Genomic DNA, 23,468 nt, shown 5'->3' on the forward strand with positions numbered 1-23,468 from the left:
ACCCCTTCACTCATTTGGACAAAGGGGTATGAAATGCACACCCAAAATCGCCGCTTTTCCGAAAATTTTTTTGAAAAATTTTTTGAAATAAAAAAAGCCGCCTGCTCCGGTTAGGAAACAGACGGCAAAACACGTTCTAAATGTATTCAATTTTCAATTTCTTTTTCTTTGCTTCAAGCACTTTGCAGAGGACATCATCTACTGCATCGGTGTATCGTCCCTGAGCTGCTAAATTGTTCTTCAGTTCAATGAGCGATTGTATCACTCGGCTTCGTTCTTCTTCATTTAAGTATAGATGATAGGTTTTCTCTCTCATTGGCTGTCCCTCCATCTTTCAAATGTATTTTTGATTATCTCTACATCTTCCTCTGTATCAGAAGAAATAAATATATGTACGTTCTGAAAAGCTCTTTTTAGGCTGTCGGCATAATCCAGTTCAGTGCCTTTCATCGGCAGTTTAATCAGTCTTATTCCTCGTTGCTCACACATATATGCTTTCATTATTTCTATATTCTCGTCAGCACTTCCTGACTCAATAGCCAACTTTTCTGAAGGTATGTATGTTTCAAGCGGAACTCCAAGCAATCGGTCAGAACCAAGTTCTGCTTTCAAACCTTTCTTATTAGAATAATAGCTGACAGCCAAAGCAGGAAATAGAGATAAATATTCTTGCTCACAAATTCGGCAGCCTTTATTCAATATCGTCCTTTCATTTATCTTCATACTCCATGAATGACCGTGCCTGCATTTCCACCACGCTCTCTTTGCTGAAGTTCGTGATACCTCTGTCGGCTTCAATTTATTCTGTTCATAATCCCATTCACTGAGAAGCTGACTGTCCGTTGTCGCCAAATCATTATATCCGGCAAGGACTTCTCTCTCTGCACAAACGGGGCATACCGTACCTTTCACACGGGCATTGACAACGGATTTCCACTCATTACCGCATTTTCTGCACTTCCACCAGACGTTTTTCCTCGACTTTGCATTTACTTCATCAGGTTTCAAAGGCAAGTTCTTCTCCGACCACTCCGAAGCAATTTCAGGGTGTGTTGTCTGCAAATCGTTAAACCCTTTCGAGAATATGTACCCACTGCAATACGGGCATTTACTCCCACCGGAACGGGTAGAAATAAGGGTGTTCCACTCTCTGCCGCAATCCTTACACTTCCACCACGCCTTACGATTGGCAAAGACCGTAACCTGAGTTGGAAGTAACGGATAATTTCTGTCCGACCACTCGGCAGCTATATCCGGCAGAAGCGTTGCAAGGTCATTAAATCCTGCCAACACTTTATTATGAGAGCAATACGGGCAACCCGTTTTATTTATTGTCCTGCTTTTAACGACAGCTTCCCACTCGTGACCTTTTTTACATCTCCATATCACTTTCTTATGAGAACCAATAGAAACCTCTGTCGGTTTTATCTTATTCTTTTTTGACCACTGCTTTGCCAGTAACGGCTCTAATGTCGCCAAATCGTTAATACCTGCAATCACTCTCGCACCGGAACATATCGGACATTTTTCTCCATTAGAACGAGCCTTAACGCTTGTTTGCCATTCGTGTCCGCAAGTACCTTTCCACCATACTTTTTTATTTGAACCAAAGGTAATATCATCAGGTGTAAGCGGTAAATTCTTCTCCGACCATTCCGTAATAAGCTCTGGGTGTACTTCTGCTAAACTGTTGTTCATAGCCAAACCTCAACCTCCTTGTGCTTAGAGTATATGAAGTTTTGGCTTTATCTTGTAGTTTGCGAATATCCGTATAAATAGAAAAAGCCCTTTGGGAAAGGGATTTCTCCTCTCTCAAAGGGCAAGTTGGCAAACTGGAAGTTATAGTGCAATCTTTTTCCATTTTCTAATCTTGGTTCTAAAAGTTCCGAACGGAGCAACTGTATTAACATGTATGAATTTGTATACTTCCCAGACAGCTGTTTTAGTTGCTTCGTCAGCCCATTTTCTCATATGTGGTTTAAATAATTCTTCCTCACTCAGAGAATCAATCATTACATAAATAGAGTTGATATTCTCATTCAATCTGTCTTTCAATTCTTGCAGTGACAGCTGAGCATACGTATCTGTGAACCATTGATATAATTCGCCAAGCTGATTCCACTTAAAATTATCCGAAGGAGTTTTGACAGGAATACCCTTTCTTTCGTCTGATTCCCATTTAATAACAAGAGTTGTCCAGCCAACCTGATAAGCAAGATTTTCTGCCGGAGTTCGATCGACCTCATCAATTCTCTTATCTTTTAAATGCTCCGGAATATCATTAAATTCTGAAATATACTTTGCAAAGCTTTTATTTATCTCGTTTTTAAGCTCGTCTTTATTCTCATATGTTCTCAATAGTCTATCTCCTCAGCTTCCGATTTTCCAGTTTCAAAAAAAGGATTTTTCAAATTAGTCTTTGCAAATAACCTTTGAACCTTCACCATCAATTACAATTCCCTGATGGTTGTTAATAGGGCATAGATTCAAATCCGAAAATTCAGTCATTATTTTCTCGGTAACTTTCTTAAATGGTGCTGTAAGATAATGCGGAAGAACATAGAAATCAATCAAATCAAGCCCTGCATCATCTTCTTGTGAGTAGTCCTCCGGCTTTTCATCCATTTGCTCGATATATTGGATGCTTGGAGCGCATATAATCGCACCTGCCGATTCACCAATCATCAGTTTTCCCTTTGCCAATTCTTTTTTCAACAGCTCATCCGTTCCCGTTTTACGGAGCTGGTCTATAAGGAAAAAAGAATTTCCGCCGGTAAAATATATCACATCCGCATCTTCAAAAACAGACTGTATCGTTGAATAAGCCTCCGTTGAAATATCAATTTCAGTTACGATTGCTCCCAACTTTTTGAATAATTTTCGAGCCGAGCCGACATAACCGGTGTAGCCTTCACGCAGCGAAGCTGTTGGAATAAATGCGACTTTTTTATTTTCAATTTCTTCCTTTATCAGACTTCCTACACTTGAAAAGTGCGAACATAAAAACAGTTTCATCAATATTCTCCTTTATATATAAATTCTAATTTTCCAATTTAACAAACTTGAATTTGTAAATATCATTTTACATTTTTATATGAAATCACAATATGACTTGGTGCAAATAATACTGATGCAATAATCAATAGCACTGACCTACTCATAATCCCACTAAATAAGAACAACATTGAAGGAATAATAGAAAGTGCTAATGCTCTGAAAACGCTGTTTTTCTTAAAACATATAATCCAAATAGCACAATAAAGCATTACCAATATGGTATCTACAATCAGATATAGTGCAAATGCTTCGTCAGACCACCACCCGAACCAAGTTCCCGGAATATTGATTATCATGAATCCGAAACAACCCAATCTCCCTACTTGTTCTGTGACCTCAACATATTTATTATTCCACTTATTATCAAATCCATCTTTGCACTTAATCGCAAATACAACATTGGGTATCATAATGACTGCAATAAAAATCAGCCCAAAAACATTAAACCATTCCATATTATCTACCATCACAAACTCTGATTTGTATTTCTGTTTGTTTTAAAAATGGGCAACTCCGATTGGAATTGCCCACTCATTGCACTAATTATGCGATTTTTTCTTGCTTGCACCGATTTCTGCATCAATTGATGTAAGTTTGATGTAAATCGCTGTTTTTTTAGTTTTTTATCAAATGAAGTACGTCCCGTCTATTCGGTAAAACGGTACATCTTTACATCATCTTAATAGAGCTTTGCACCTGCTGGAATGTGGTCATCAACCATCAGAAGATGAAGCTTTTCTTCGCCTTCTTCTTCATGAATAGCACTGAGGAGCATACCGCAAGAGTCAATGCCCATCATAGCTCTCGGTGGAAGATTTGTGATAGCAATAAGAGTCTTTCCAACCAGTTCTTCCGGCTCATAAAAGCTATGAATACCGCTTAAAATGGTTCTGTCTGTGCCTGTTCCGTCATCAAGAGTAAACTGTAACAGTTTCTTTGACTTCGGTACTGCAACACACTCTTTAACCTTTACCGCACGGAAATCTGACTTGCTGAATGTATCAAAGTCTACCATTTCCTCAAATAAAGGCTCTACCTTTACCTTAGAAAAATCAATCTTTTCAGACTCAGTTTTTACATTTTTTTCAGGTGCTTCAGAAGCTGTATTATTTACATCATTTTTCTTATTTACACCATCTAAGGACTTCATTGTCGGGAATAATAATACATCACGGATTGCTTCTGCGCCTGTAAGCAGCATACACATACGATCGATACCAAATCCGATACCACCTGTAGGCGGCATACCGATCTCCAGTGCGTTCAGGAAGTCTTCATCTGTTGTGTTTGCTTCCTCGTCACCCTGTGCAAGCAGTTCTTCCTGTGCTTTGAAACGCTCTCTCTGGTCGATTGGATCATTTAACTCAGAGTACGCATTTGCCATCTCCCATCCATTCATGAAGAACTCAAAACGTTCTACATAATTCGGGTCTTCCGGTTTCTTCTTTGTAAGTGGAGAAATCTCGATCGGATGATCCATAACAAATGTTGGCTGTAACAGGTGTTTCTCAGCATACTCCTCAAAGAAGAGGCTTAAGATATCACCTTTCTTATGTCTTGCTTCGTATTCGATATGATGCTCGTCAGCTAACTTCTTCGCATCTTCTTCTGTCTCAACTTCATTCCAGTCGATACCTGCATATTTCTTAACAGCATCGATCATTGTAATTCTTTCAAACGGCTTACCAAGGTCGATCTCGATTCCTTTGTAAACAATCTTAGTTGTTCCGAGAACTTCCTGTGCAACATGACGATACAGGTTCTCTGTCAGATCCATCATTCCATTGTAATCTGTATATGCCTGGTATAACTCCATCAGCGTAAATTCCGGGTTATGTCTTGTGTCCAGGCCTTCATTACGGAATACACGTCCAATCTCATAAACTCTCTCCATACCACCGACAATCAGTCTCTTTAAGTACAGCTCCAGAGAAATACGAAGTTTCAGGTCTTCGTTCAGTGCATTGAAATGTGTCTCGAACGGTCTTGCTGCTGCACCACCGGCATTCTGTACCAGCATTGGTGTCTCAACTTCAAGGAATCCCTGGCCATTCAGATAATTTCTGATAGATGCGATAATTTTGGATCTCTTGATAAATGTGTCACGTACTTCCGGGTTCATGATCAGATCCACATATCTCTGACGATAACGTGTATCTGTATTGGTCAGTCCATGGAATTTTTCCGGAAGGATCTGAAGACTCTTAGATAACAGTTTTACAGCAGAGGCATGAATAGAAATCTCTCCTGTTTTTGTTTTGAAGACTTCACCTTCCAGTCCTACGATATCTCCGATATCCATCTTCTTGAAATCTTTGTATTCTTCTTCTCCAATGCTGTCTCTTGCAACATAAGACTGAATGTTTCCACTCTGATCCAGAATGTTACAGAAAGAAGCTTTTCCCATAACACGTTTCTGCATGATACGTCCCGCAAGTGTTACGTGTTTTCCTTCCATCTCTTCATAATTGTCTTTCACATCAGCAGCGTGACATGTCACATCATACTTTGTAATCTCAAATGGATTCTTTCCATTAGCCTGTAAATCGGCGAGTTTCTCTCTGCGGACTTTCTTTAACTGATTTAAATCCGGTTCCTGTGTCTTCTTCTGCTCTCCCATTCTTTTCTCCTTCCCTTTTATGCGACTAAACCCCTCAGTCTCTGAGGGGTTGGATTGTCATCTTCTAAATTAGTTTGAGCGACTGATATCCAGTACACGGTACTGCATAATTCCTGCCTGTGTCTCTACTTCTACGACATCGTTCACTGTCTTACCGATCAGAGCATGTCCTACCGGTGACTCATTGGAAATCTTACCTTCCAGACTGTTAGCCTCTGTAGAACCTACAATCTTGAATTCCATCTCTTCATCAAATGTAATATCAAATACTTTTACAGTACATCCAACGTTGATTTTATCATAATCTACTTCATCTTCTACAACAACTTCTGCATTCTTTAAAATGCCTTCCAACTCTTCGATTCTTGCTTCTATGTCTCTCTGCTCATCTTTTGCTGCATCATACTCTGCATTCTCAGACAGGTCTCCCTGCTCTCTTGCCTCTTTGATTTTTCCGGCAACTTCTTTACGTTTTACAACTTTCAGATTCTCAAGCTCGTCTTCCAGCGCCTTCAATCCTGCATAAGTAAGTAATCTCTTCTTTGCTTCCATTATGCTTTTACTCCTTTTCTTTTATACTTGCAACTTTGGTATACATATTCATAAATCTGTTATTTTTATTCATTATTCTGCCTGTTCAGGCACAAATAAAGACACTTTCACAATTTCATTATTATATAGAAAGTTCCTGTTAATGTCAATATTTTTCTTTTCTAATTATATGCTCTTTATATTCAAATTAAAACAGGAATAAACATCCAGCCATGTTTAATATATCTCGTCAATAGGCTGTTGATAATTAATTGTTCCTTTTCTTTTTTCCGTATCTATACTAAGCCTTTCCTTTTCGTTCTGTATATTTCTTTTTCCTATATCCGAACATCACTCTACTTTTTATTATCACAACATTTTTGAATGGTTAATATAACTTTTTTCATATCCAATGGCTTTGCGAGATGTGCGTTCATTCCCGCTTCCATGCTTCTTCTCGCATCTTCCGCAAATGCGTTTGCTGTCATCGCAATGATCGGAATCGTCTTAGCATCTTCCCGGTCTAACACACGAATCACACGAGTTGCAGACAGTCCGTCCATTACCGGCATCATAATATCCATTAGGATTGCATCAAATGTTCCTTCCGGTTTTTCTATGAATAAATCTACCGCCTGTTGTCCATCTCTGACAATTGTAACGTCTGCTCCTGCTTCTTTCAATTGTAATTCTGCAATTTCCGCATTTAATTCATTATCTTCAGCGAGTAGCAATGACAACCCATCAATCGTTCCATCAATCGGAAGTTCTTCGGATTTTTTCACCTCAGATTCCTCTGCCAGCTCAAAAGGAAGCGTGATCACAAATATACTGCCGACTCCTTCTCTGCTTGAAACTTCAATCGTTCCGTTCATCTTATCAATAAGTGATTTTACAATCGCCATTCCAAGCCCCGTTCCTTTGTAAATACTTCTCGCATCGGAATGTTCCTGTGCAAATGGTTCAAATATATGCTCCAGAAATTCTTCAGTCATTCCGATTCCCGTGTCAGAGATTGTCCACTGGTATGTTACAATGCCATTTTCCATGCTGGCACAGCGCATTTTCGTCGTAATTCTGCCACCAAGTGTATTATATTTGATTGAATTACTGTATATGTTCAGGAAAATCTGGCGAAGATGCAGAGCGCTTCCATATACATATGGATATTTCACTTCGTCCATCGACCGTTCATATTCTAATGTAATTCCTGCCTCGGACGCACGCAGATCAATCATATTCAGAACATCCTGCGAAAGCTGATGAAGATCAAGTGCTTCATGCATCAGGTTCACTTCTCCATTTTCCAGCTTGCTCATCTGTAAAATGTCATTGATCAGCGATAACAGATGATTTGCTGAAATCATGATCTTCTTATAATTCTCTTTTACCAGTTCTTTATCATTTTCGTGTTTTTCATTAATACGGATCAGCCCGATAATTCCATTTAACGGAGTCCTGATATCGTGACTCATGCGCGACAGGAAGCTTGTCTTTGCTACATTTGCGCGTTCTGCTGCTTCTTTGGCTTCCCGAAGTTCTCTCTGTCTGCGCTCATCTTCTGTGACAATTGCCGTAACATCACTGTGATAACCGCCTAACACCTGTTCTTTTTCTCCTTTTTCATAACATGCCCCACCGCAACGCACATAGATCATGCCCTTATCCGGATGCTCCCATTGATAAGTATTTTCTGAAACATTTCCATCCAGCATTTCCTGCACACTGTCCTGCACAGATTGTACTGCTTTCTCCGGGATACGGGAATACCAGAAATCATAAACTTCTTCCTCTGATAAAAACTGTCCCTCGATTCCAAGTACCTCTTTCATCTTCGGATTTGCATACATCCGCGGCTTTTTTCCTTCCATTAGGCGGATATACCATATTCCAAATCCTGCAGTTTCCAGAATATTGTTTGTATCCTGCAGTTCACTTTTACTCTTTTCCTGTGCTTTAAATGCCTGCGCTATTACAATATTGATAATGATAAGCGCCGCCATAAGTGCCAGACCTAGGAGCGCCGTTGTCCCCGGAACGCTCACATTGGCTTTCTTTAACGGATATGTCACCGCAAGATTGTAATTTTTATATTTCTCACTAACCAGATAATTCCATTCTTTTTCAATCTTATCTGTCTTCTTTAACCGGACTCCTTCCTTCTTCGGAAGCGGAAGAAAACTCGCCCCGTCATCTTCCCATATGTAAATTGTCATTGTCTCTGTGAATGGCATTTTAGAAATAAATTCTGTAATGTCCGCTCCATCACCAGCATTTTTATCAATTACAGATTCCGCCTGGTCCAGCACCATACTGCATGCCATTCTGACACTTTTTTTATTCATATTTATCTGCAATTCCACACTTCCACCCAGAATAAATACAAATATAATAAATACAATAAAATTAACCTTTCCTGCGCTCACATTTTTCCGAAACATGTGAAAACCTCCCATTTCATCCTCTCTATCTTCAATGTCATTTTTTATCCATATTTTAGACCAAAATTCAGTCTTATTATACCATAAAATGATACCCCCAAAAAATATTAAACAAAATCGTTACCTCTTTAAAGCAAAATTGTTATATAGTTAAGAAAGCTACGGATATCTCAAGTATGAAAGTGAGGGGGTGAGGATCTGAACAAGTATTTACTGGAACAACTGTATAAACGCTACTACAGAGAACTGTATCTTTACATCTATTCACTCAGTTCAAACTGCACTGTAACTGACGATATTTTGCAGGATACATTTTTAAAAGCCTGGCTTTCGCTGAAGGATTCTCACACCAATATGCGTGCCTGGCTTTATATGGTAGCGAGAAATCTTTACTACAATTATTATAAGAAAGCAAAAACTCTTGCATCACTGGAGGCAATCCATACAGAAGATGTAGCTCCTGTTTCGGAATATTTTATCAAGAAGGATGTTCTGGAAGAAATTTTACAAAAAGAAGGGACAAAACAGCTTTGGGAAGCGATCCACCATTTAAAAGGACAGCAGAAAGAAGTCATTCTTTTACAATATTTTGGAGATTTTTCCCAGAAAGAAATTGCCGCCATGCTACGACTCACTACCGGCAGCGTGAAAATGCTTGCCTATCGTGCGAAAAAAGAGCTCAAAAAATATCTTATATCATATCAGGAGGGAACAAGATGACTTATCGTGAATTAATTGAATTATATAAAGCCGGCGAACTTGAGCTGGAACAGCAAAAAAAAATAGAACAGGACATTGAGCGTCAGGAAGCTATTGGTGATTATCTTTATGAAAAAGAGGAAATTCCGGAATTAAGCGATGTATTTACGGAAAAAGACGATACCGATTTTATCAAAGTCGTCAACCGCTCTATCCGAAGTGCTTTCCGCAAACTTGGACTCGCTGTGCTTACAGTCACACTTGTACTGGTGTTATTTATACAATTTTGCCTGCCGTCAGTCGTTTCCAGATTTTATTATAATCCTGCCAAAGAAGCCAAGGCCGGTCAATCCACCCAGACACAGTTCAGCCGGGATATGGCAGCTTACACAGAACTGTTTCTTCCGGGTAAGCGCAGAGTTTCTGCCACTGTGGAAGCAAAAGGATATGGCGATTATAATTTTACAATTCCACAGACTTTCAGCATGACCGGAACGATGACAGATGTCTCCGGTTATATTACACGCGGAAAAATCCATTACTATGACAGCAATGTTTTAAAAACGCCAGTCGGCAATTCATTTTTCTGGAATCAGGCAGATGCAAAGTCAAAAACCTCTTCTGCTTCTGAAAATGTTGCATACATGGAAAAAGTTGCAGATTTGAAAGAAGACGAATCTATTTCCACAAGCGCCGGTGGAAACAAAGAAGATTCAAAAGCTTACATCAAAGATCTGGATTCACGTAAAATGTACTTAGCTTATGTATCTCTGGAAAATATTATGGATTATCCTTCTTTTGCAAAATATATTCAAAAGCAGAAGATCAACGAAGTATGGTGCGGTGTGCAGACAAATGCATTTGATTCTTTAGATGGTGATCCATCCTATACACTCCATACCCCAAATATCGGTTTCGTATGCAATCCTTCTTCTTTCAGTCCGATTGTATGGAATGATAAGAAATATCCTAATTTATTTCCGGGATGTAAGATCAATAAAGATGGCTGGATTGATGAAGCAGATAGTGCAATTAAAAATCTATACAAAGGAAAATATGCGAAGCAGCATTTTCTGAGCCTTTTAAATTACCTTACCGATCAGGAAAAATTTGTACAGATGATGTCCGAATCCGGTAATACCGGAACTTTTAATGCCGGAATACTTGCACAGGCGAAATCCTATGTGAAGAAACACGGACTTCACATCTATGGATACGCAACCGTTACGGATAAAGAAACTCTGGAGGAACTGATTAATCAGAAAGAAGTCTATTCAATCTATACAGAAGAGATGCAGTAAAACTAAATTTGGGACGGGGATTTTCTAGAAAATCCCCGTCCCAAATTTAACACTTTATCACATTAAACTCATTGTTATTTTTTTAATTAATATGTTAAAAAATTATCACACTTTTTTGAAATTATGCTATACTATAGACGGCAACAAAAAGATATATATAATTTCAGGAGGTAACTGATCATGATGGAGAGACTTAGAGCAATGCGTGAACCACTCAAATATGTACAGGGCAGAGATGCACTTTTGAAGTTTCAGGAAGAAATGGGCTATATGGGAAAAAGATGGTTATTTGTCTGTTCCCGGAGCGGATATAAAGCCTGCCACGATAAAATCGAGCAGAGTTTTGGAGATTTAGACGACTACAGACGTTATGAAATTTTCGGCGGCATTTCCAGCAAAAGTGAAATAGCCAAAATGCAAGACATTGTAAAAGAAGACAAAATAGACACTGTTGTTGCTGTCGGAGGTGGAAGTGCAGTCGATACAGCAAAAGCAACTGCATACTATTCAGGAAAACATATCGTTATTGTTCCTACGGTTGCTGCAACTGATGCACCATGTACCGGACTTTCCGTTATTTACAACGACGATCATAGTTTTGATAAATATTTATTCTATCCTACTAACCCGGATGCAGTCATGGTTGATACGACGGTCATCGCCAATGCGCCGGTAAAATTCCTCATTGCAGGAATGGGCGATGCACTCGGAACTTATTTTGAAGGTCGTGCTTCTATCCGTACTGAATCTGCCAGTCTGGAAGGTACTGGAATCACAAGAGCCGGTCAAGCACTTGCAAGATTGTGTTATGACACACTTCGTGAATATGGTAAACAGGCTGTAGAAGCATGCAAAGTACATGCTGTTACTCCTGCTTTGGAGAATATTGTAGAGGCAAATGTATATCTTTCCGGTGTTGGTGCTGATAATGTAAACTGTGCCGCTGCACACTCTTTCTACAATGGTGTAACTTCTCTTGGAATCGCACATGCCGACCACGGCTGCTGCGTTGCACTCGGAACATTGGTTCAGCTTATTCTGGAAGGTGTTCCAAAAGAAGAATTTGAAGAAGTTCAGAATTTCTGTATGGAAGTCGGTCTTCCTGTTACACTTGAAGAAATTGGAGTTACTGCTGCAGAACAGGTTGAAACAATCGCCAAAAATGCTTGTGTACCAGGTGAAACCATCCACAATCTTGCCGGCGACGTACAGCCGGTTGAACTGTATGATGCTATCCTTCAGGCAGATGCAATGGGTAAACTCGCACTTGGCAAATAATATAATCATACATTAATAAACGGGGCTGGCGCTTTAATGATTACTAGCGCGACAGCCCCGTTGTATTTCTTAATTATAACATTTCTCTATGATTCCGCACCTACTGCATCTGATGCATTTTCCTTTTCCGGAAATAATTTTCCAAAAATAAAACGAATACACGGTCCGCAGTAAAAAATCTGCCAGAATAATGCAACCGGGAAATTAAAAAATGTTGTTTCAAACCATGTTGCAAGCACATTTGCTCCTGCATTTTTGAAAAGTACTGTCGCGATCAGACTCATAACCGGACACATAATGCATACGATCATTGCAGAAATTGCAAGCACGATTACAATCTGTCTGTCCTTCGGTGTCACAATACGGAACGCAAGTGCATGTGCCATCTTATCTACTACAAAGAACTCCAGTAAAAATGCAACCGGCCACATGATTTTCATTTCTCCAAAAGCCATCAGGAAAATTTCATTGCTCATTCCACCCATGTTCAGTGCGATATTGTAACAGACCATGACGTAGACCATCAAAAATGACATCATCAGTGTAAAAAAAATGTTTTGAAATAAAGTTTTTGGCATTGTTTGTTCTCCTTTTCTCTCATAAATTCTTAAAATGGGTACAAAAAAGACACTTGTGTTGTTCGTTAATCAAGCATACACTTGTGTCGTTTCCAATTAATACCAAAATCTTTATTTATTTTTCATACGGTTAATTATTCTAACAAATTCCCGTCGAAAATGCAACTCTCAACTCCAAAATATTCTTTGATTTTTACCAGGAAAGCATTATCTTACTTTCCTGGCATCTCTTTCATTTACATCTCATCTTATAACACATCATCATAACATATCTAAGACAATCGCTTCTGCTATTTCAGAGTTAATGTTCTGTCCTCTGCTGCTTTTGTCACAGGTACTTCCGCTTTCACAGATGCATTATCGATTGCAACACTGTAAGTCTTATGGATCAGGCAGTTTACCGGATCTTCTGTTGCAATTACAATCGCAAGGCTATGTCCCGGCTGCACCGTATATCTGGTCGCATTCAGATAAATGTTATAATCGTGATATTCACCCTTTTTAAGTTCAATACTGTTCTGCGCTGTCTCCGGTTCGTATCCTGCTTCCGGGTTACACAGGTCTGCAAATGCTCTTGTGATCACACGGTATTTTTTATGTACTGTCTTAAATTCAGCTTCATCAAATGCCGGAAGATCTCCGCCATTTACAATGCCGCCTTCTTTTACGACCTCTACCGGAACAATATTTCTCTCCGGATCAACTGTCTGAATGCTGTCAAATTCCTCATCACACACATCGCAGAGAAGAACTGCAACTTCCACATCATCCATCTTACCGGAAATTTTTGAGTTTCCAAGCTTCATCGTAAGTGTATCTGCATCATTTCTGTTCTCCGGATGGAAATCGCATTCCGCATCTCCGTCTTTTAATGCAGCTCTCATCTTCAGGCACACAGTACCCTGCACTGTAACAGCTTTCTCAAATGGTGCTGTCACATAACGTTTGCCCATGTTGGTAGATGTAATACCCATCACGTCATCGAAGTTTTCTGCACTGATTCCGGCTTTCTCCCAGTCTGTATCGATCACTGCCTCTCCTGATTCAGCGCTGTTAAGCTTCATGCTGTCACTTACGAGCCATGACTTTTCTGTTTCCCACTTCTTCTGATCATAGTTCGTCTGTGCCAGAACTTCCGGCATCTCTTCTGCATCATTTTCCACATCAAACAGATAATGAGAAATCCATTTATTTACAACGTCATCATAGAATTGACCATCGAGCAAAATACCGTAATTTTTATTCGGCATAGTCGGTGTGATATGTGGTCCCTGATGCACGATTGTCTTCACCGTCTGTCCTGCCTGTTTGAAAGAACGGTACATCATTTCAAACTGTTTCGTTGAAACATTCTCATCATTCAATCCCTGTACGATCAGAGCGCTGCATTTGATCTTCTCTGCATTTAAGCGATAATTTCCGCTTCCCCAGAACTCCGGATCATAGTCAAATCCACATTTTAACTGCTGCAAACTTAATTCGTGATGAAATGCGGCGATATCATCCAGCTGCTTTTCGGATAATGTCTCGTCATTATAGCGGCTGGAGCAGTAGTAAGCCAGAAAACTATTTAACATCTCTTTTGGCCAGTAACGCTGTGCACCCTGCATATTCTGCTGTGTGTACCAGTCTGCGATTCCTGCAACCGGAACGATTGTCTTAAGACCTTCCACACCGGTTGTTGCCACTGCAAATGGCATTGTTCCTGCATAAGATCTTCCAGTCATGGCAACTTTTCCATTGCACCAGTCTGCCTTTGTCTCGGTTGTTCCTGTGCGGTCTGCGTAAGCAGTGCGGTCTCCGTGCAGCCATTCTACCACACATTTGAAAGCATCTCTTTCAAAATCTGAACCGACAAAATTAAATCCATCTGAGCCGAGTGCACCAAATCCTGCGCTGACAATCACTGCAAATCCACGCACAAGATAATAGTTGAAATTCTCTAAATTCTCGTAAACCATACTGTTGTTGTTCCCTTTATCCGGGTAATACCAGTCAGACGGATCTGCTTTAAGTGCCAGTTCCATTGCACTGACAGAACCAGTCGGTACACGCGGATCTGCCTTGTGATTCAACTCTTCCATATCAAATTTGCGGTATTCCTTCTCCGCTACATCTTTCATATGCTGATATCCGTCTTCCTGCACACCGGCACAATACGGACGCGCCTCGAATAAAGCAGGTGCTTTATAATTTCCCTCTACAGCACTTCGCGGAACTTGGATCAATGCTTTGACAAGATCTCTTTTTCCGTCTCCGTCCATATCATAATCGGATTCAACATAAACACAATATCTCACAGTATCAGATGTCTTCGCATCGTATTTTTCTCCGCTTTTCCCATCGGTAAATGGAAATACTGGCTGAGCCATTCCATTTTCAAATACCGGTACTTTACTGTAACACTTTTCTTCCATTGTAAAACCTCCCAATGACAAATCATACCTTTTTATGATTTTCGTATTTTTTCTCCAGACTGCTCTTATAGTCTTCGCCCCAGTCTTTCATGGCATCCAGGATCGGCTGCAGGCTCCACCCAAGTTTCATCAGGGAATACTCAACTTTCTGCGACACACTTCCAATTGATTTCTTCAATTCACCGAACCGTTTCGTCCCGGTCAGCAAATCTCTCAAGATCAGCACTTTCCATTTATCTCCATTCAATGTCAGCGTTGTCTCTATCGGACATGCCGGCTACGTCTTTGCATTTCCCTGTACACTCATATACTTAACCTTGCTTTTCCTGTATCCAATTATGCAAATCGCTCTGTGCTTTGCACTCACGTAATCCTTCTCCGAATATTCATAATCCTTGAAGTTTTCGCTACATGCTTATGATAACACATTCGATTCTTTTATCCAATATTCCCATCTGTTTTTCCATCACCTTCTTAAATTTTTTGTATTTCAGAGACTCCGATTTTCCTTATAAACACGCAATCGTTTCCTCCAGGGCACTACACCACTTAATTGTGTGTACTTGTCGGAGAGTGCCTTCCCCAATAAAATAAAACCAGATTCAAGCCAGACACACATGCGTCCCGGCGCATAATCCTGATACAACGCAAATTAACAGAAAGTACTTACAACACTCTGATATTTATTTTAATAATAATATCTTCTCCTCCGGGAGATAAAGCCATGCCGGGAGGCCTCGCTCTTCCAGCATTTTCCACTGGTCGCGCTGCACAAACCAGCACACATTTTCGCTTGCTTCTGTTTCTACATTTTCTTCCCGGCATTTCTCGGATATCCGCAGAAAAAATCTGTGCTCAAATGGAAGTTTTGCTACACTTTCAATTTTCACCGGGATCCGGTTGTTATTCAAATTTTCATTCGCTTTCTCCTGATTCCGCTTTCCTTCATCTGAAATCTCATCCCACACCGGCACAAAGTCATGTGCGCGGATTCCTATGTACTGGATTTCTTCCGATATCTCCTGCTTCAGTGCAAGACAGATTTCCCATGCCGGCACCTGTAAATGATGGGCATCTTCACGGATTACTTTCGTGATATTTTTACACCCGGTCAATCTCGCTGCTTCTTTCCACTCCGGGTATGCAAAAATCTCTTCTGTCTTTCCGGCGCATACCACTTTTCCCTTGTCTATAATGACAAGTTCTTCACTGAAACGATAAATCTCATCCCTGCTGTGAGACACTAAAATAACCGTACCCGGATAATCTTCCAGCATTTCCATCAGTTCCTGCTGCAATTTATCTTTCAGAAATTCATCCAGCGCTGAAAATGGCTCATCCAGCAAAATCGCATCCGGTTCATATGCCATAATTCTTGCCAGCGCCACTCGCTGCTGCTGCCCGCCGGACAGTTCCCCCGGAAGTCTGTTTCCCAATCCGGTCAGCTGGAATTTCTCGATCATCTGATCCGCAATTTTTTCCTGCTCTTCCTGGCTGCATCGAAGTCCTGCCATAATATTTTTCCGCACAGACATCGTCGGAAACAGCGCATAATTCTGAAAAAGATAACCAATCTTTCTCTTCTGCGGTTTGATGTTAATCTTCTGAGTGTTGTCATACAAAATCCGCTCTTCCAGTACAATCTGCCCCTGATCCGGTGTCTCTATCCCCGCAATACACTTTAATGTCATACTTTTTCCACAGCCACTTGCGCCAAGGATGCCGATTCTTTTGCTATTACTTTTCACATGCATATCCAGATGAAATCTGCCCAATGTTTTCTGTATGTTTATCTCAATCATTGTCTCTCCCACACTCCACTTTTGCCACCGGATTTGCGCAGCAAATGTACTTCATTTATTTCCATTCCCTTATCCACTGCCTTACACATATCATAAATCGTAAGCAAAGCGACATTTACCCCGGTCAGCGCTTCCATTTCCACACCGGTCTTCCCAGTTGTCTTCGCTGTGCACCTTGTCTCAATTTCAAAAGTATTGTCATTGAAGATAAATTCCACTTCCAGTTTACTTAAGTTTAATATGTGACACAGCGGGATCAGCTCGGAAGTCTTCTTAGCGCCCATGATTCCGGCAATACGCGCGACACCAAGCACATCTCCCTTTTTCATATCATCATTTTTTACTTTCAGGTAACACTCTTCCGACATCCGTATCCGTCCGGACGCTGTTGCCTCCCTTACTGTATCTTTCTTCTCGCTAACATCCACCATAACGGCTTCACCCTGCTTGTTAAAATGTGTAAAATCACTCATCGTTACTCTTCCTTATCTTTCTTTAACATATCTGCAATGTTTCCGCTCACTTCTCCGATATCTTTTGGCACTCTCGTCAGCAGAAAAATGACCGGTGTCAGGAAAAATGTTCCTCCCAGTGACACCGCCAGAAACAGATTGGCATAATCGTTTCCCATCATAAATAATATTATTGTAATGATATATAGCACCGGTATTGCCAGTGCCGCAATAAGTGCAATCACTCGTTTTGCGTTCATAGTATATCTCCTTTATAATTCATCCGTTTATTTTTTATACTCATGATCTTCCTTTGTCTCTCTGTAGATTTTCATAATACTTCCTGAAAATCTGCAAATACTCTGCCTCCGCCACATCAAACGAACACACCGTATAATCCAGCTCAATGCGAAGCTCCGGCTTCTTCTCCTGCTGTTTTTCTTTCAGTAGCACTTCCAGATCATATAAGACCAGAGCATGATCAATTTCATCTAACTGCTCCTGTTCTTCTTCCGTCAATGCCGAGCCAAGAAATTTCTCATAAATCATGCGAAGCAGACGTTCTTCGCGCTCCTCGTACTCCGGGAGCTGCTTCTTAAAAGGTGTCGGGACATCCGACATATAACACTCGCTGGCGTCATGAAGCAGGCACGCAAGCACCATGCGGTCCGGCAAACCTCTGGCTGCCGCTTCCTTCGCACAACAGATGCAATGTTCTGCCACCGACCAGAATGTATGCACATGTCCATTTCCCCGGCAAATCATCGAGAGCGCATGCGCAATGTCTTCCACCCGGATTAGCTCCGGTTCCGGTTCTGTCGGTTTAAAATGTATTCCTGTATAAGTCGTTATATATTCACTCATATGACTGTTCCTTCGTTTTGTACTTTATTTTATAGTTTAAGTTCTATCTCCAGTTAAACAAGTCCAGTATAACACAATCACTAGCAATAAAAAAAGATGCCAGAACCATCTGACACCTCTTCCTGTCATTTATTTTTCATTTATAATACCAACAATAATGCACTCGCAATTGTTATAACCGCGCCACCCCCGTTTCGCTTGGTCGCGCCTTTCTCTACCAGTACTACCTTTTCTCCCTTGACTACCTTTCGTTTTCATCTTTTATTTGCATTTTGCAAAATGCATAATATATCATGTTAAATAGACTATGTTACTTCTCGCATTAATGTCAAGCAGTGGTACCCCCATGCATAACCTCATATGAGATTTCTGTTCGTCAGACCAGAGATTTGTCCATGAGTTAGTCGGCTATATCCTTCCCACTATCGGGTGGATTCGGAACTTTAACCCGTTAGAAACGTGCGCCGCTAGGCGCACATATGCAAAAAAGGATTTCCAGAAACCTCCTGGAAATCCTTTTCGCATCTCATTCTTTTACTTTGTAATCTTTATTTTTTTTACAGTACTCCATCCAGAGTAGTATGTCTTTTTCGCAACTTTCTTACAAGTGCGGATACGTACATAGTATGTCTTGTTTTTGCTCAGTTTACTGATCGTACAGCTTGTTGTACTATTTTTACTGATTGTCTTTGTCTTATTTCCTTTGGCAAATTTACTGCTTGTAGAATACTGGATCTGGTAACCATTTCCGGATGTATTCTTTTTCCATTTTACCAGCATCTTTTTGCCTTTTACATTTTTCACGCTGGAAAGAGTTGTCATCTTAACTGAAACTTTGTTTGTGATCTTAACCTTTTTTGTCACAGTTTTGAAAGCTTTTCCATTGCGGTAAATCATTCCGGTGATTGTCAATGTTCCCGCTTTCTTTGGAGTCAGGATACGGTTTGGTACACCTCCGCCGGCACCAATACCAATATTGGCAAAATCTGATTTCAAACCCTTTTCATTGTCATCAATGTTAAGTGTTTTACCGTTTTGTGAAAGCTTGATCTTATAGAATGTATGAGATCCATTCTTATAGTTCCAGCCCCAGTCTGCACCACCCAAGTTAAGCCAATAAGTTTCTCCTACCTTTAATGGTTCTGTTGCTTTCTTAAATGTCTTCATATCATTGATGGAAACAGCTAATTTGCAGTTTCTAACATTCACAGCTTGCTCGTATGAATATTGCACAGGTTCTCCGTCAAAACATGGAGAGATATCTACTGTACCTTCGCCAAGAGAAGATGGTGCTTTTACCGTACAAGTAGATCCACCCTGGGCAATATTATATGCCATTGAATTCCACATATATGTAACTTTCTTACTCTCATATCCTTTAATATTGGCTTTCAGCGTCATACTTTCTTTCGGAAGCATGTTAATCCACCCGTACGGCGAATCACATCCTTCTACCGACAGTTCAAAACAAGTACATGGTAACGTCTGTTTGAACAATGTAACTCCTGTTTCCGGAGATGTAATTTCATAAGTAATTTGGGTAGAACCTGTTTTTTCTGTTGAAAGTATGTCATCCTCTGTGCTTACAATCTTTGGCGAAGCACTTGTAAGATCCAGTGCGAAAATATCTCCCAATACACCATCACTTGTGAATTCTACCGGCATCTTACCTTCATCTGCTTTGATCGTGATCCAGTAGCTGAACTTTGCTGTACAATTCTTCGGAATGAACACCTTGTTAGTTTCTGTTGTGAGGCTATTTGTCACTTCTCCATCTTCATTTTTCAAACCAACATCAAATGTAAATTGTACTGCCTCATCTGAGAGTTTCTTATAGGATACAATTGCACCGTCATCATTAAACTCTAATATTGTATAGTATGGTTTGAGATCTGGCTCTTCAGGATCAACCCAGACACCATAGTCATCGTTTCCGTCTTCTGATTGTCCAAGCTCAATGCACTGCAATGAGTCTCCACCATATACTCCTTTGATTGTCACTTCCTGCGTAGCACTGTCATAGGAAAAGAAATCATTTTCTCCGATATTTGCCAATTTCGATTCATCAAAATCTGTCGCTCCTGCAAAAGTATTCTTTACCTGATCGCAAAAATCATCTGCAGAAACTGATTTCACATCATCCCAAAAATATTCTGCTGCAGTATAGCTTGCAACTGTTTTGTCTGTTGGTTTTTCCGTGAAATAAGCGTCCTCGCCAAGCATTGCTGCAACCAACGACCACTTCTTCAACCGACTCATCTCTTCGGCAGCAGATACTTTCATCTGTGGCAATGCAGCTAATGAAAATAACATCGACATTGCTACAGCAAGCGAAAGTACTACCGCTCCTGCCCTTTTCATCATCTTTCTCATGGCATATCCTCCTCATAAATTCTAACACTTTAAGTATATAACTCGTGATACGTAAACACAAGAAGATTGTTTTTTATTTTGTCACAACCGTTTTCTTGCCACTCCATCCAGAATAATATTTTACTTTGGACACTGTTTTATATGTACGAATCTGAACATAATATTTCTTATTTTTCTTAAGATGTGTGATCTTTTTGGATGTCGTCTTGTAGTTTTTAACTGTCACTACTTTTGATCCAGCCATGGAAGATTTCATGCTGTATCGAATCTGATATCCAGAAGCTTGCGTAGCTACTTTTCCCCATTTTGCTGTAAATCCATTTAATCCTCTTTTGAGTGAGGTCAGCTTTGCTGATTTTGGATTGATCGTGAAGTAAGCTATCTTTTTCCCTTTGTATCCATTTTTAAATGTTATTGTATATTTGTATTTACCAACATTTTTACGGCCAGATGACTTCTTTACTGTGTAATATTTGGAAGAAATCTGTTTGCCTTCTGTATTGTATACTTTGATCGTTGGATTTTTCACTTTTCCATCGTAAGTATAAGATGTTTTGGATAGCGATACTGCTTTGATTGTTGGTGCCGTGCTTGGTGTCACATTTGGTTTTGGGTGTTCATCGGATGAAACCTTTGAATCTTTATAGCTGTATGCCGGCTTATCTTTATTTGTAATGTTAAACATAATAGAATCACCAGTTGTTATCCAGCCCTCTTCACCTTTTTCGCGAACAGCAATTGTATACCATACATACCCTGGTTTCAAAGTTGTAACTGTATGCTTATCACGATCAATCTTAAGCAGAGTCTTTCCATCTACCGTATCCCCTTTTTCATCAAAGGCCTGCACATATTCATATACAATCTCATATTTGGGGTTGTCTAAATATGATCCTGCAATATCCGTAGTGACAATTCGTCCACTTACCCCTGTTTTTACGTAAAGTTGTCCTTTGTACATATAATATTGATCTGTTTTCATATTTAAAGTCTGTTTCTTACCATTTTGATCAAAATAATATGTTTTCCCATCAATGGTTCCGATATCCATATTTCTTAAAACACTATCAGGATCTGCAAAATACTTACCATTGCCGTAGCTTACCCATCCATCAACATAATTATAACCACTTTCTGGATTTTTTCTTCCATCTTCATACTTAAATCCATCATGCCTACCTAACCTATCACTATACGGATAATATTGCTGGAACGATGCAAGTGTTGGAAAATATAAATCTTCCATCCAAATAGAGCAAAGCCCAACTGTAGCCTCTTCATATGTTGAGCTGCATACTTCTCCATCCTGATCTACGCTATAATCATTTCCACGATTGCATAAAAGGCCGCCGTCAAGCGTAACAATATCTCCCTTATAGTATGCGGCTGTGATGGTTCTTCCAAGCGAATCGTCCATTCCAATCAAAGCTGGGTCTACACCATTTCCCACAATTGATATTCCTTCCACCCAGCAAAAATAATATCCTAAGTCTGCCATCTTTTTGGCATCTGTCATATCATAGTTATCAAATAAAACATCATACATATGCCATTTTCCATCGAAATAAATCATATCCCATCCATGCCCGGCAAACTTGTGGCGGTCATAAGAATGATACAGATCATCGATCGTCCATTTTGTAAGATCAGCTTTCCATCCAGATGCATATGCTGCAGGCATTCCTAATGCACGGCAAAAATCTGCGATCAACGAAGACATTCCCTGACAGTCTCCTCTTCGATTTTTAAAGACTGCGGTAGAATAAGAACTTGTATTGGTATCATAAGTAATATTATTTTTTACCCATTTTGCAATGGCATCTACTTTCTGTTTGTCTGTAGTACATCCTTTGGTAATGATACCTGCCATCTTTTTAAATGCTGCAATATCATTCTGATCCACATGATCAATGCGTGTTGAAAACGATGGATCAGGTGCATAAATTTTATTCAAATATTCAATACTTGTCTGAGCTTGTGCTTTTGCGATTGTTGAAGCTTTTGTTTTTTTTCTTATTGCAAAGGTATGTTTTTTATTGAGATAAGTTCTTGTCTGACTGATTTTCTTTATGGAAACATTGTATGACGTTGCTCCTTCAAAACTTGTACAGGCAATATAACATACAGCTCCCTCTTTTAAATCATAATAAGAAACTCCATCTCGCACAACCTCGCGTCCTGACAGATATTCCAGACGATTCTCGGATACATTCAATAAATCCAACCGTGCCGTGTTTTTTGTATCTTTATAGGTAATCTTATAACGTCCTTTTTCCGGTACCTTAAATTTAAACCAGTGAATATCTTCCGAAGAAGATACATCTACATGTTTGCTTTGTGAATTACTAAGTTGCTGTGCATTCGAAGGTATCTCTATTCCTTCCCATGTATTATATATATTCCCTTGGCTTCTAATTTCAAAGTTTCCACAACAGTCATCTACGCCGCCTAAATAAACATAATAGTCGGTATCTTTATCCATATGAAAATTGAATTGCTTGTAGCCCTTATTAAGATCCATCTCTTTTATCTTTTCATAAGAATTGCCCGATTTTTTCCAAAATTCAAAGGTCATAAGAATCTTGTCTGATTCATAATCCTTCATTGTATATTCTTTATCTGGCCAGAATTCTATCCTATGCCAGTTTGTATCTGCTCCTTTGAAATGATACCAACCTGGTAATACATCATTTTCATTCGCCTTGTCTCTCCATTCTTTGATATCATTTGCATCGACTTTTCCGGGATTTGTATTACTGCCGTATGTCGTATTTGCCGATTGTTCTGCAGATTGATCTACAGTTGTTTCCGCCTTCACACTTAATGGAACTGCGGAAGAAATGGTCGTTGCCACAACCACCGATAACAGTACTGATAGTATTCGTTTTTTCATACTCTTCCTCCTCGAATATTTATAAATATTTCTCCTTTTCATCTGCTTCTTCTTGCATTATAATTAAAAAAGGCTCTCAACAAGAGCGGGTTATCCATTATTCGTCCTCTCGATCCCATATATCATGCCAGTCTTTGGCACTTTCCCACAAGAATACCTTTC

Annotated in this window: 20 protein-coding genes; 3 read left to right on the forward strand and 17 right to left on the reverse strand. The window is 39.8% G+C overall.

Annotated elements, in window-relative coordinates; translation table 11 throughout:
- Positions 1-136: 136 nt before the first annotated feature.
- The 8 genes from DW152_RS04775 to DW152_RS04820 all read right to left on the reverse strand — a co-directional run bounded on the left by DW152_RS04775 (position 137) and on the right by DW152_RS04820 (position 8,649).
- Positions 137-316: a hypothetical protein gene (locus DW152_RS04775; protein ID WP_002594660.1), complete on the reverse strand. Its 180-nt coding sequence runs from the start codon at positions 314-316 to the stop codon at positions 137-139.
- Positions 313-1,698 (reverse strand): zinc-ribbon domain-containing protein, encoded by a 1,386-nt coding sequence (locus DW152_RS04780; RefSeq protein WP_117805326.1) that lies wholly within the window; start codon positions 1,696-1,698, stop codon positions 313-315. Before DW152_RS04780 ends, DW152_RS04775 begins: the two co-directional genes overlap by 4 nt.
- A 141-nt stretch (positions 1,699-1,839) precedes the next feature.
- Positions 1,840-2,358: a ClbS/DfsB family four-helix bundle protein gene (locus DW152_RS04790; RefSeq protein ID WP_055264514.1), complete on the reverse strand. Its 519-nt coding sequence runs from the start codon at positions 2,356-2,358 to the stop codon at positions 1,840-1,842.
- Between the two features lie 54 nt (positions 2,359-2,412).
- Positions 2,413-3,015, reverse strand: coding sequence for a Type 1 glutamine amidotransferase-like domain-containing protein (locus DW152_RS04795; RefSeq protein WP_077326061.1), 603 nt, complete (start codon positions 3,013-3,015; stop codon positions 2,413-2,415).
- Between the two features lie 62 nt (positions 3,016-3,077).
- Positions 3,078-3,524, reverse strand: coding sequence for a hypothetical protein (locus DW152_RS04800; protein WP_005330834.1), 447 nt, complete (start codon positions 3,522-3,524; stop codon positions 3,078-3,080).
- 212 nt (positions 3,525-3,736) lie between these two features.
- Positions 3,737-5,677 carry a lysine--tRNA ligase gene (lysS, locus tag DW152_RS04810; protein ID WP_118288086.1) on the reverse strand — a complete coding sequence of 647 codons (1,941 nt, stop codon included), beginning with the start codon at positions 5,675-5,677 and terminating at the stop codon, positions 3,737-3,739.
- A 69-nt stretch (positions 5,678-5,746) separates the two neighbouring features.
- Entirely contained in the window at positions 5,747-6,229 is a 483-nt protein-coding gene (greA, locus tag DW152_RS04815) for a transcription elongation factor GreA (RefSeq protein WP_021859512.1), read from the reverse strand.
- Positions 6,230-6,564: 335 nt separating this feature from the next.
- Positions 6,565-8,649, reverse strand: coding sequence for an ATP-binding protein (locus DW152_RS04820; RefSeq protein ID WP_243059800.1), 2,085 nt, complete (start codon positions 8,647-8,649; stop codon positions 6,565-6,567).
- Between the two features lie 222 nt (positions 8,650-8,871).
- Between DW152_RS04820 and DW152_RS04825 the strand changes: the two genes are divergently transcribed.
- The 3 genes from DW152_RS04825 to DW152_RS04835 all read left to right on the forward strand — a co-directional run bounded on the left by DW152_RS04825 (position 8,872) and on the right by DW152_RS04835 (position 11,927).
- Positions 8,872-9,369: an RNA polymerase sigma factor gene (locus DW152_RS04825; protein WP_264291385.1), complete on the forward strand. Its 498-nt coding sequence runs from the start codon at positions 8,872-8,874 to the stop codon at positions 9,367-9,369.
- Complete coding sequence (locus tag DW152_RS04830) at positions 9,366-10,649, forward strand: anti-sigma factor C-terminal domain-containing protein (RefSeq protein WP_118288088.1); 1,284 nt, start codon at positions 9,366-9,368, stop codon at positions 10,647-10,649. Before DW152_RS04825 ends, DW152_RS04830 begins: the two co-directional genes overlap by 4 nt.
- A 183-nt stretch (positions 10,650-10,832) precedes the next feature.
- On the forward strand, positions 10,833-11,927 hold the full coding sequence (locus DW152_RS04835) for a glycerol dehydrogenase (RefSeq protein WP_118288152.1): 1,095 nt from the start codon (positions 10,833-10,835) through the stop codon (positions 11,925-11,927).
- Positions 11,928-12,013: 86 nt separating this feature from the next.
- On the opposite strand, the gene DW152_RS04840 is transcribed toward DW152_RS04835, so the two are convergent.
- From DW152_RS04840 to DW152_RS04880, 9 genes are all read right to left on the reverse strand, one after another.
- Positions 12,014-12,505, reverse strand: a complete 492-nt coding sequence (locus tag DW152_RS04840) for a DUF2798 domain-containing protein (RefSeq protein ID WP_021859517.1) — start codon at positions 12,503-12,505, stop codon at positions 12,014-12,016.
- Positions 12,506-12,795: 290 nt separating this feature from the next.
- Positions 12,796-14,922, reverse strand: coding sequence for a CocE/NonD family hydrolase (locus DW152_RS04845; protein WP_118288089.1), 2,127 nt, complete (start codon positions 14,920-14,922; stop codon positions 12,796-12,798).
- 22 nt (positions 14,923-14,944) lie between these two features.
- Positions 14,945-15,187 (reverse strand): winged helix-turn-helix transcriptional regulator, encoded by a 243-nt coding sequence (locus DW152_RS04850; protein ID WP_118288090.1) that lies wholly within the window; start codon positions 15,185-15,187, stop codon positions 14,945-14,947.
- A 418-nt stretch (positions 15,188-15,605) separates the two neighbouring features.
- Entirely contained in the window at positions 15,606-16,724 is a 1,119-nt protein-coding gene (locus tag DW152_RS04855) for a sulfate/molybdate ABC transporter ATP-binding protein (RefSeq protein WP_118288091.1), read from the reverse strand.
- Complete coding sequence (gene moaC / locus DW152_RS04860; RefSeq protein WP_117537598.1) at positions 16,721-17,197, reverse strand: cyclic pyranopterin monophosphate synthase MoaC; 477 nt, start codon at positions 17,195-17,197, stop codon at positions 16,721-16,723. Before moaC ends, DW152_RS04855 begins: the two co-directional genes overlap by 4 nt.
- A 2-nt stretch (positions 17,198-17,199) precedes the next feature.
- Entirely contained in the window at positions 17,200-17,436 is a 237-nt protein-coding gene (locus DW152_RS04865; RefSeq protein WP_118288092.1) for a hypothetical protein, read from the reverse strand.
- A gap of 40 nt (positions 17,437-17,476) precedes the next feature.
- Positions 17,477-18,040, reverse strand: coding sequence for an HD domain-containing protein (locus tag DW152_RS04870; RefSeq protein WP_118288093.1), 564 nt, complete (start codon positions 18,038-18,040; stop codon positions 17,477-17,479).
- A gap of 534 nt (positions 18,041-18,574) precedes the next feature.
- Positions 18,575-20,413 carry a fibronectin type III domain-containing protein gene (locus DW152_RS04875; RefSeq protein ID WP_118288094.1) on the reverse strand — a complete coding sequence of 613 codons (1,839 nt, stop codon included), beginning with the start codon at positions 20,411-20,413 and terminating at the stop codon, positions 18,575-18,577.
- A 73-nt stretch (positions 20,414-20,486) separates the two neighbouring features.
- Positions 20,487-23,306 carry a transglutaminase domain-containing protein gene (locus DW152_RS04880; RefSeq protein WP_158570020.1) on the reverse strand — a complete coding sequence of 940 codons (2,820 nt, stop codon included), beginning with the start codon at positions 23,304-23,306 and terminating at the stop codon, positions 20,487-20,489.
- Between the last annotated feature and the right edge of the window lie 162 nt (positions 23,307-23,468).

Origin of the sequence: Dorea sp. AM13-35, from assembly GCF_003473885.1 — a bacterium.
Lineage (GTDB): Bacteria > Bacillota > Clostridia > Lachnospirales > Lachnospiraceae > Dorea_D > Dorea_D hominis.

Excerpts from the sequence above, each read along its gene's own strand:
- DW152_RS04880 (WP_158570020.1), bottom strand. The coding sequence starts at position 23,306 with ATGAAAAAACGAATACTATCAGTACTGTTATCGGTGGTTGTGGCAACG.
- DW152_RS04830 (WP_118288088.1), top strand. The coding sequence starts at position 9,366 with ATGACTTATCGTGAATTAATTGAATTATATAAAGCCGGCGAACTTGAG.
- moaC (WP_117537598.1), bottom strand. The coding sequence starts at position 17,197 with ATGAGTGATTTTACACATTTTAACAAGCAGGGTGAAGCCGTTATGGTG.
- DW152_RS04775 (WP_002594660.1), bottom strand. The coding sequence starts at position 316 with ATGAGAGAGAAAACCTATCATCTATACTTAAATGAAGAAGAACGAAGC.
- DW152_RS04840 (WP_021859517.1), bottom strand. The coding sequence starts at position 12,505 with ATGCCAAAAACTTTATTTCAAAACATTTTTTTTACACTGATGATGTCA.
- DW152_RS04820 (WP_243059800.1), bottom strand. The coding sequence starts at position 8,649 with ATGTTTCGGAAAAATGTGAGCGCAGGAAAGGTTAATTTTATTGTATTT.
- DW152_RS04835 (WP_118288152.1), top strand. The coding sequence starts at position 10,833 with ATGGAGAGACTTAGAGCAATGCGTGAACCACTCAAATATGTACAGGGC.
- DW152_RS04865 (WP_118288092.1), bottom strand. The coding sequence starts at position 17,436 with ATGAACGCAAAACGAGTGATTGCACTTATTGCGGCACTGGCAATACCG.
- lysS (WP_118288086.1), bottom strand. The coding sequence starts at position 5,677 with ATGGGAGAGCAGAAGAAGACACAGGAACCGGATTTAAATCAGTTAAAG.
- DW152_RS04845 (WP_118288089.1), bottom strand. The coding sequence starts at position 14,922 with ATGGAAGAAAAGTGTTACAGTAAAGTACCGGTATTTGAAAATGGAATG.
- DW152_RS04870 (WP_118288093.1), bottom strand. The coding sequence starts at position 18,040 with ATGAGTGAATATATAACGACTTATACAGGAATACATTTTAAACCGACA.
- DW152_RS04780 (WP_117805326.1), bottom strand. The coding sequence starts at position 1,698 with ATGAACAACAGTTTAGCAGAAGTACACCCAGAGCTTATTACGGAATGG.
- DW152_RS04800 (WP_005330834.1), bottom strand. The coding sequence starts at position 3,524 with ATGGTAGATAATATGGAATGGTTTAATGTTTTTGGGCTGATTTTTATT.
- DW152_RS04855 (WP_118288091.1), bottom strand. The coding sequence starts at position 16,724 with ATGATTGAGATAAACATACAGAAAACATTGGGCAGATTTCATCTGGAT.
- greA (WP_021859512.1), bottom strand. The coding sequence starts at position 6,229 with ATGGAAGCAAAGAAGAGATTACTTACTTATGCAGGATTGAAGGCGCTG.
- DW152_RS04795 (WP_077326061.1), bottom strand. The coding sequence starts at position 3,015 with ATGAAACTGTTTTTATGTTCGCACTTTTCAAGTGTAGGAAGTCTGATA.
- DW152_RS04875 (WP_118288094.1), bottom strand. The coding sequence starts at position 20,413 with ATGAGAAAGATGATGAAAAGGGCAGGAGCGGTAGTACTTTCGCTTGCT.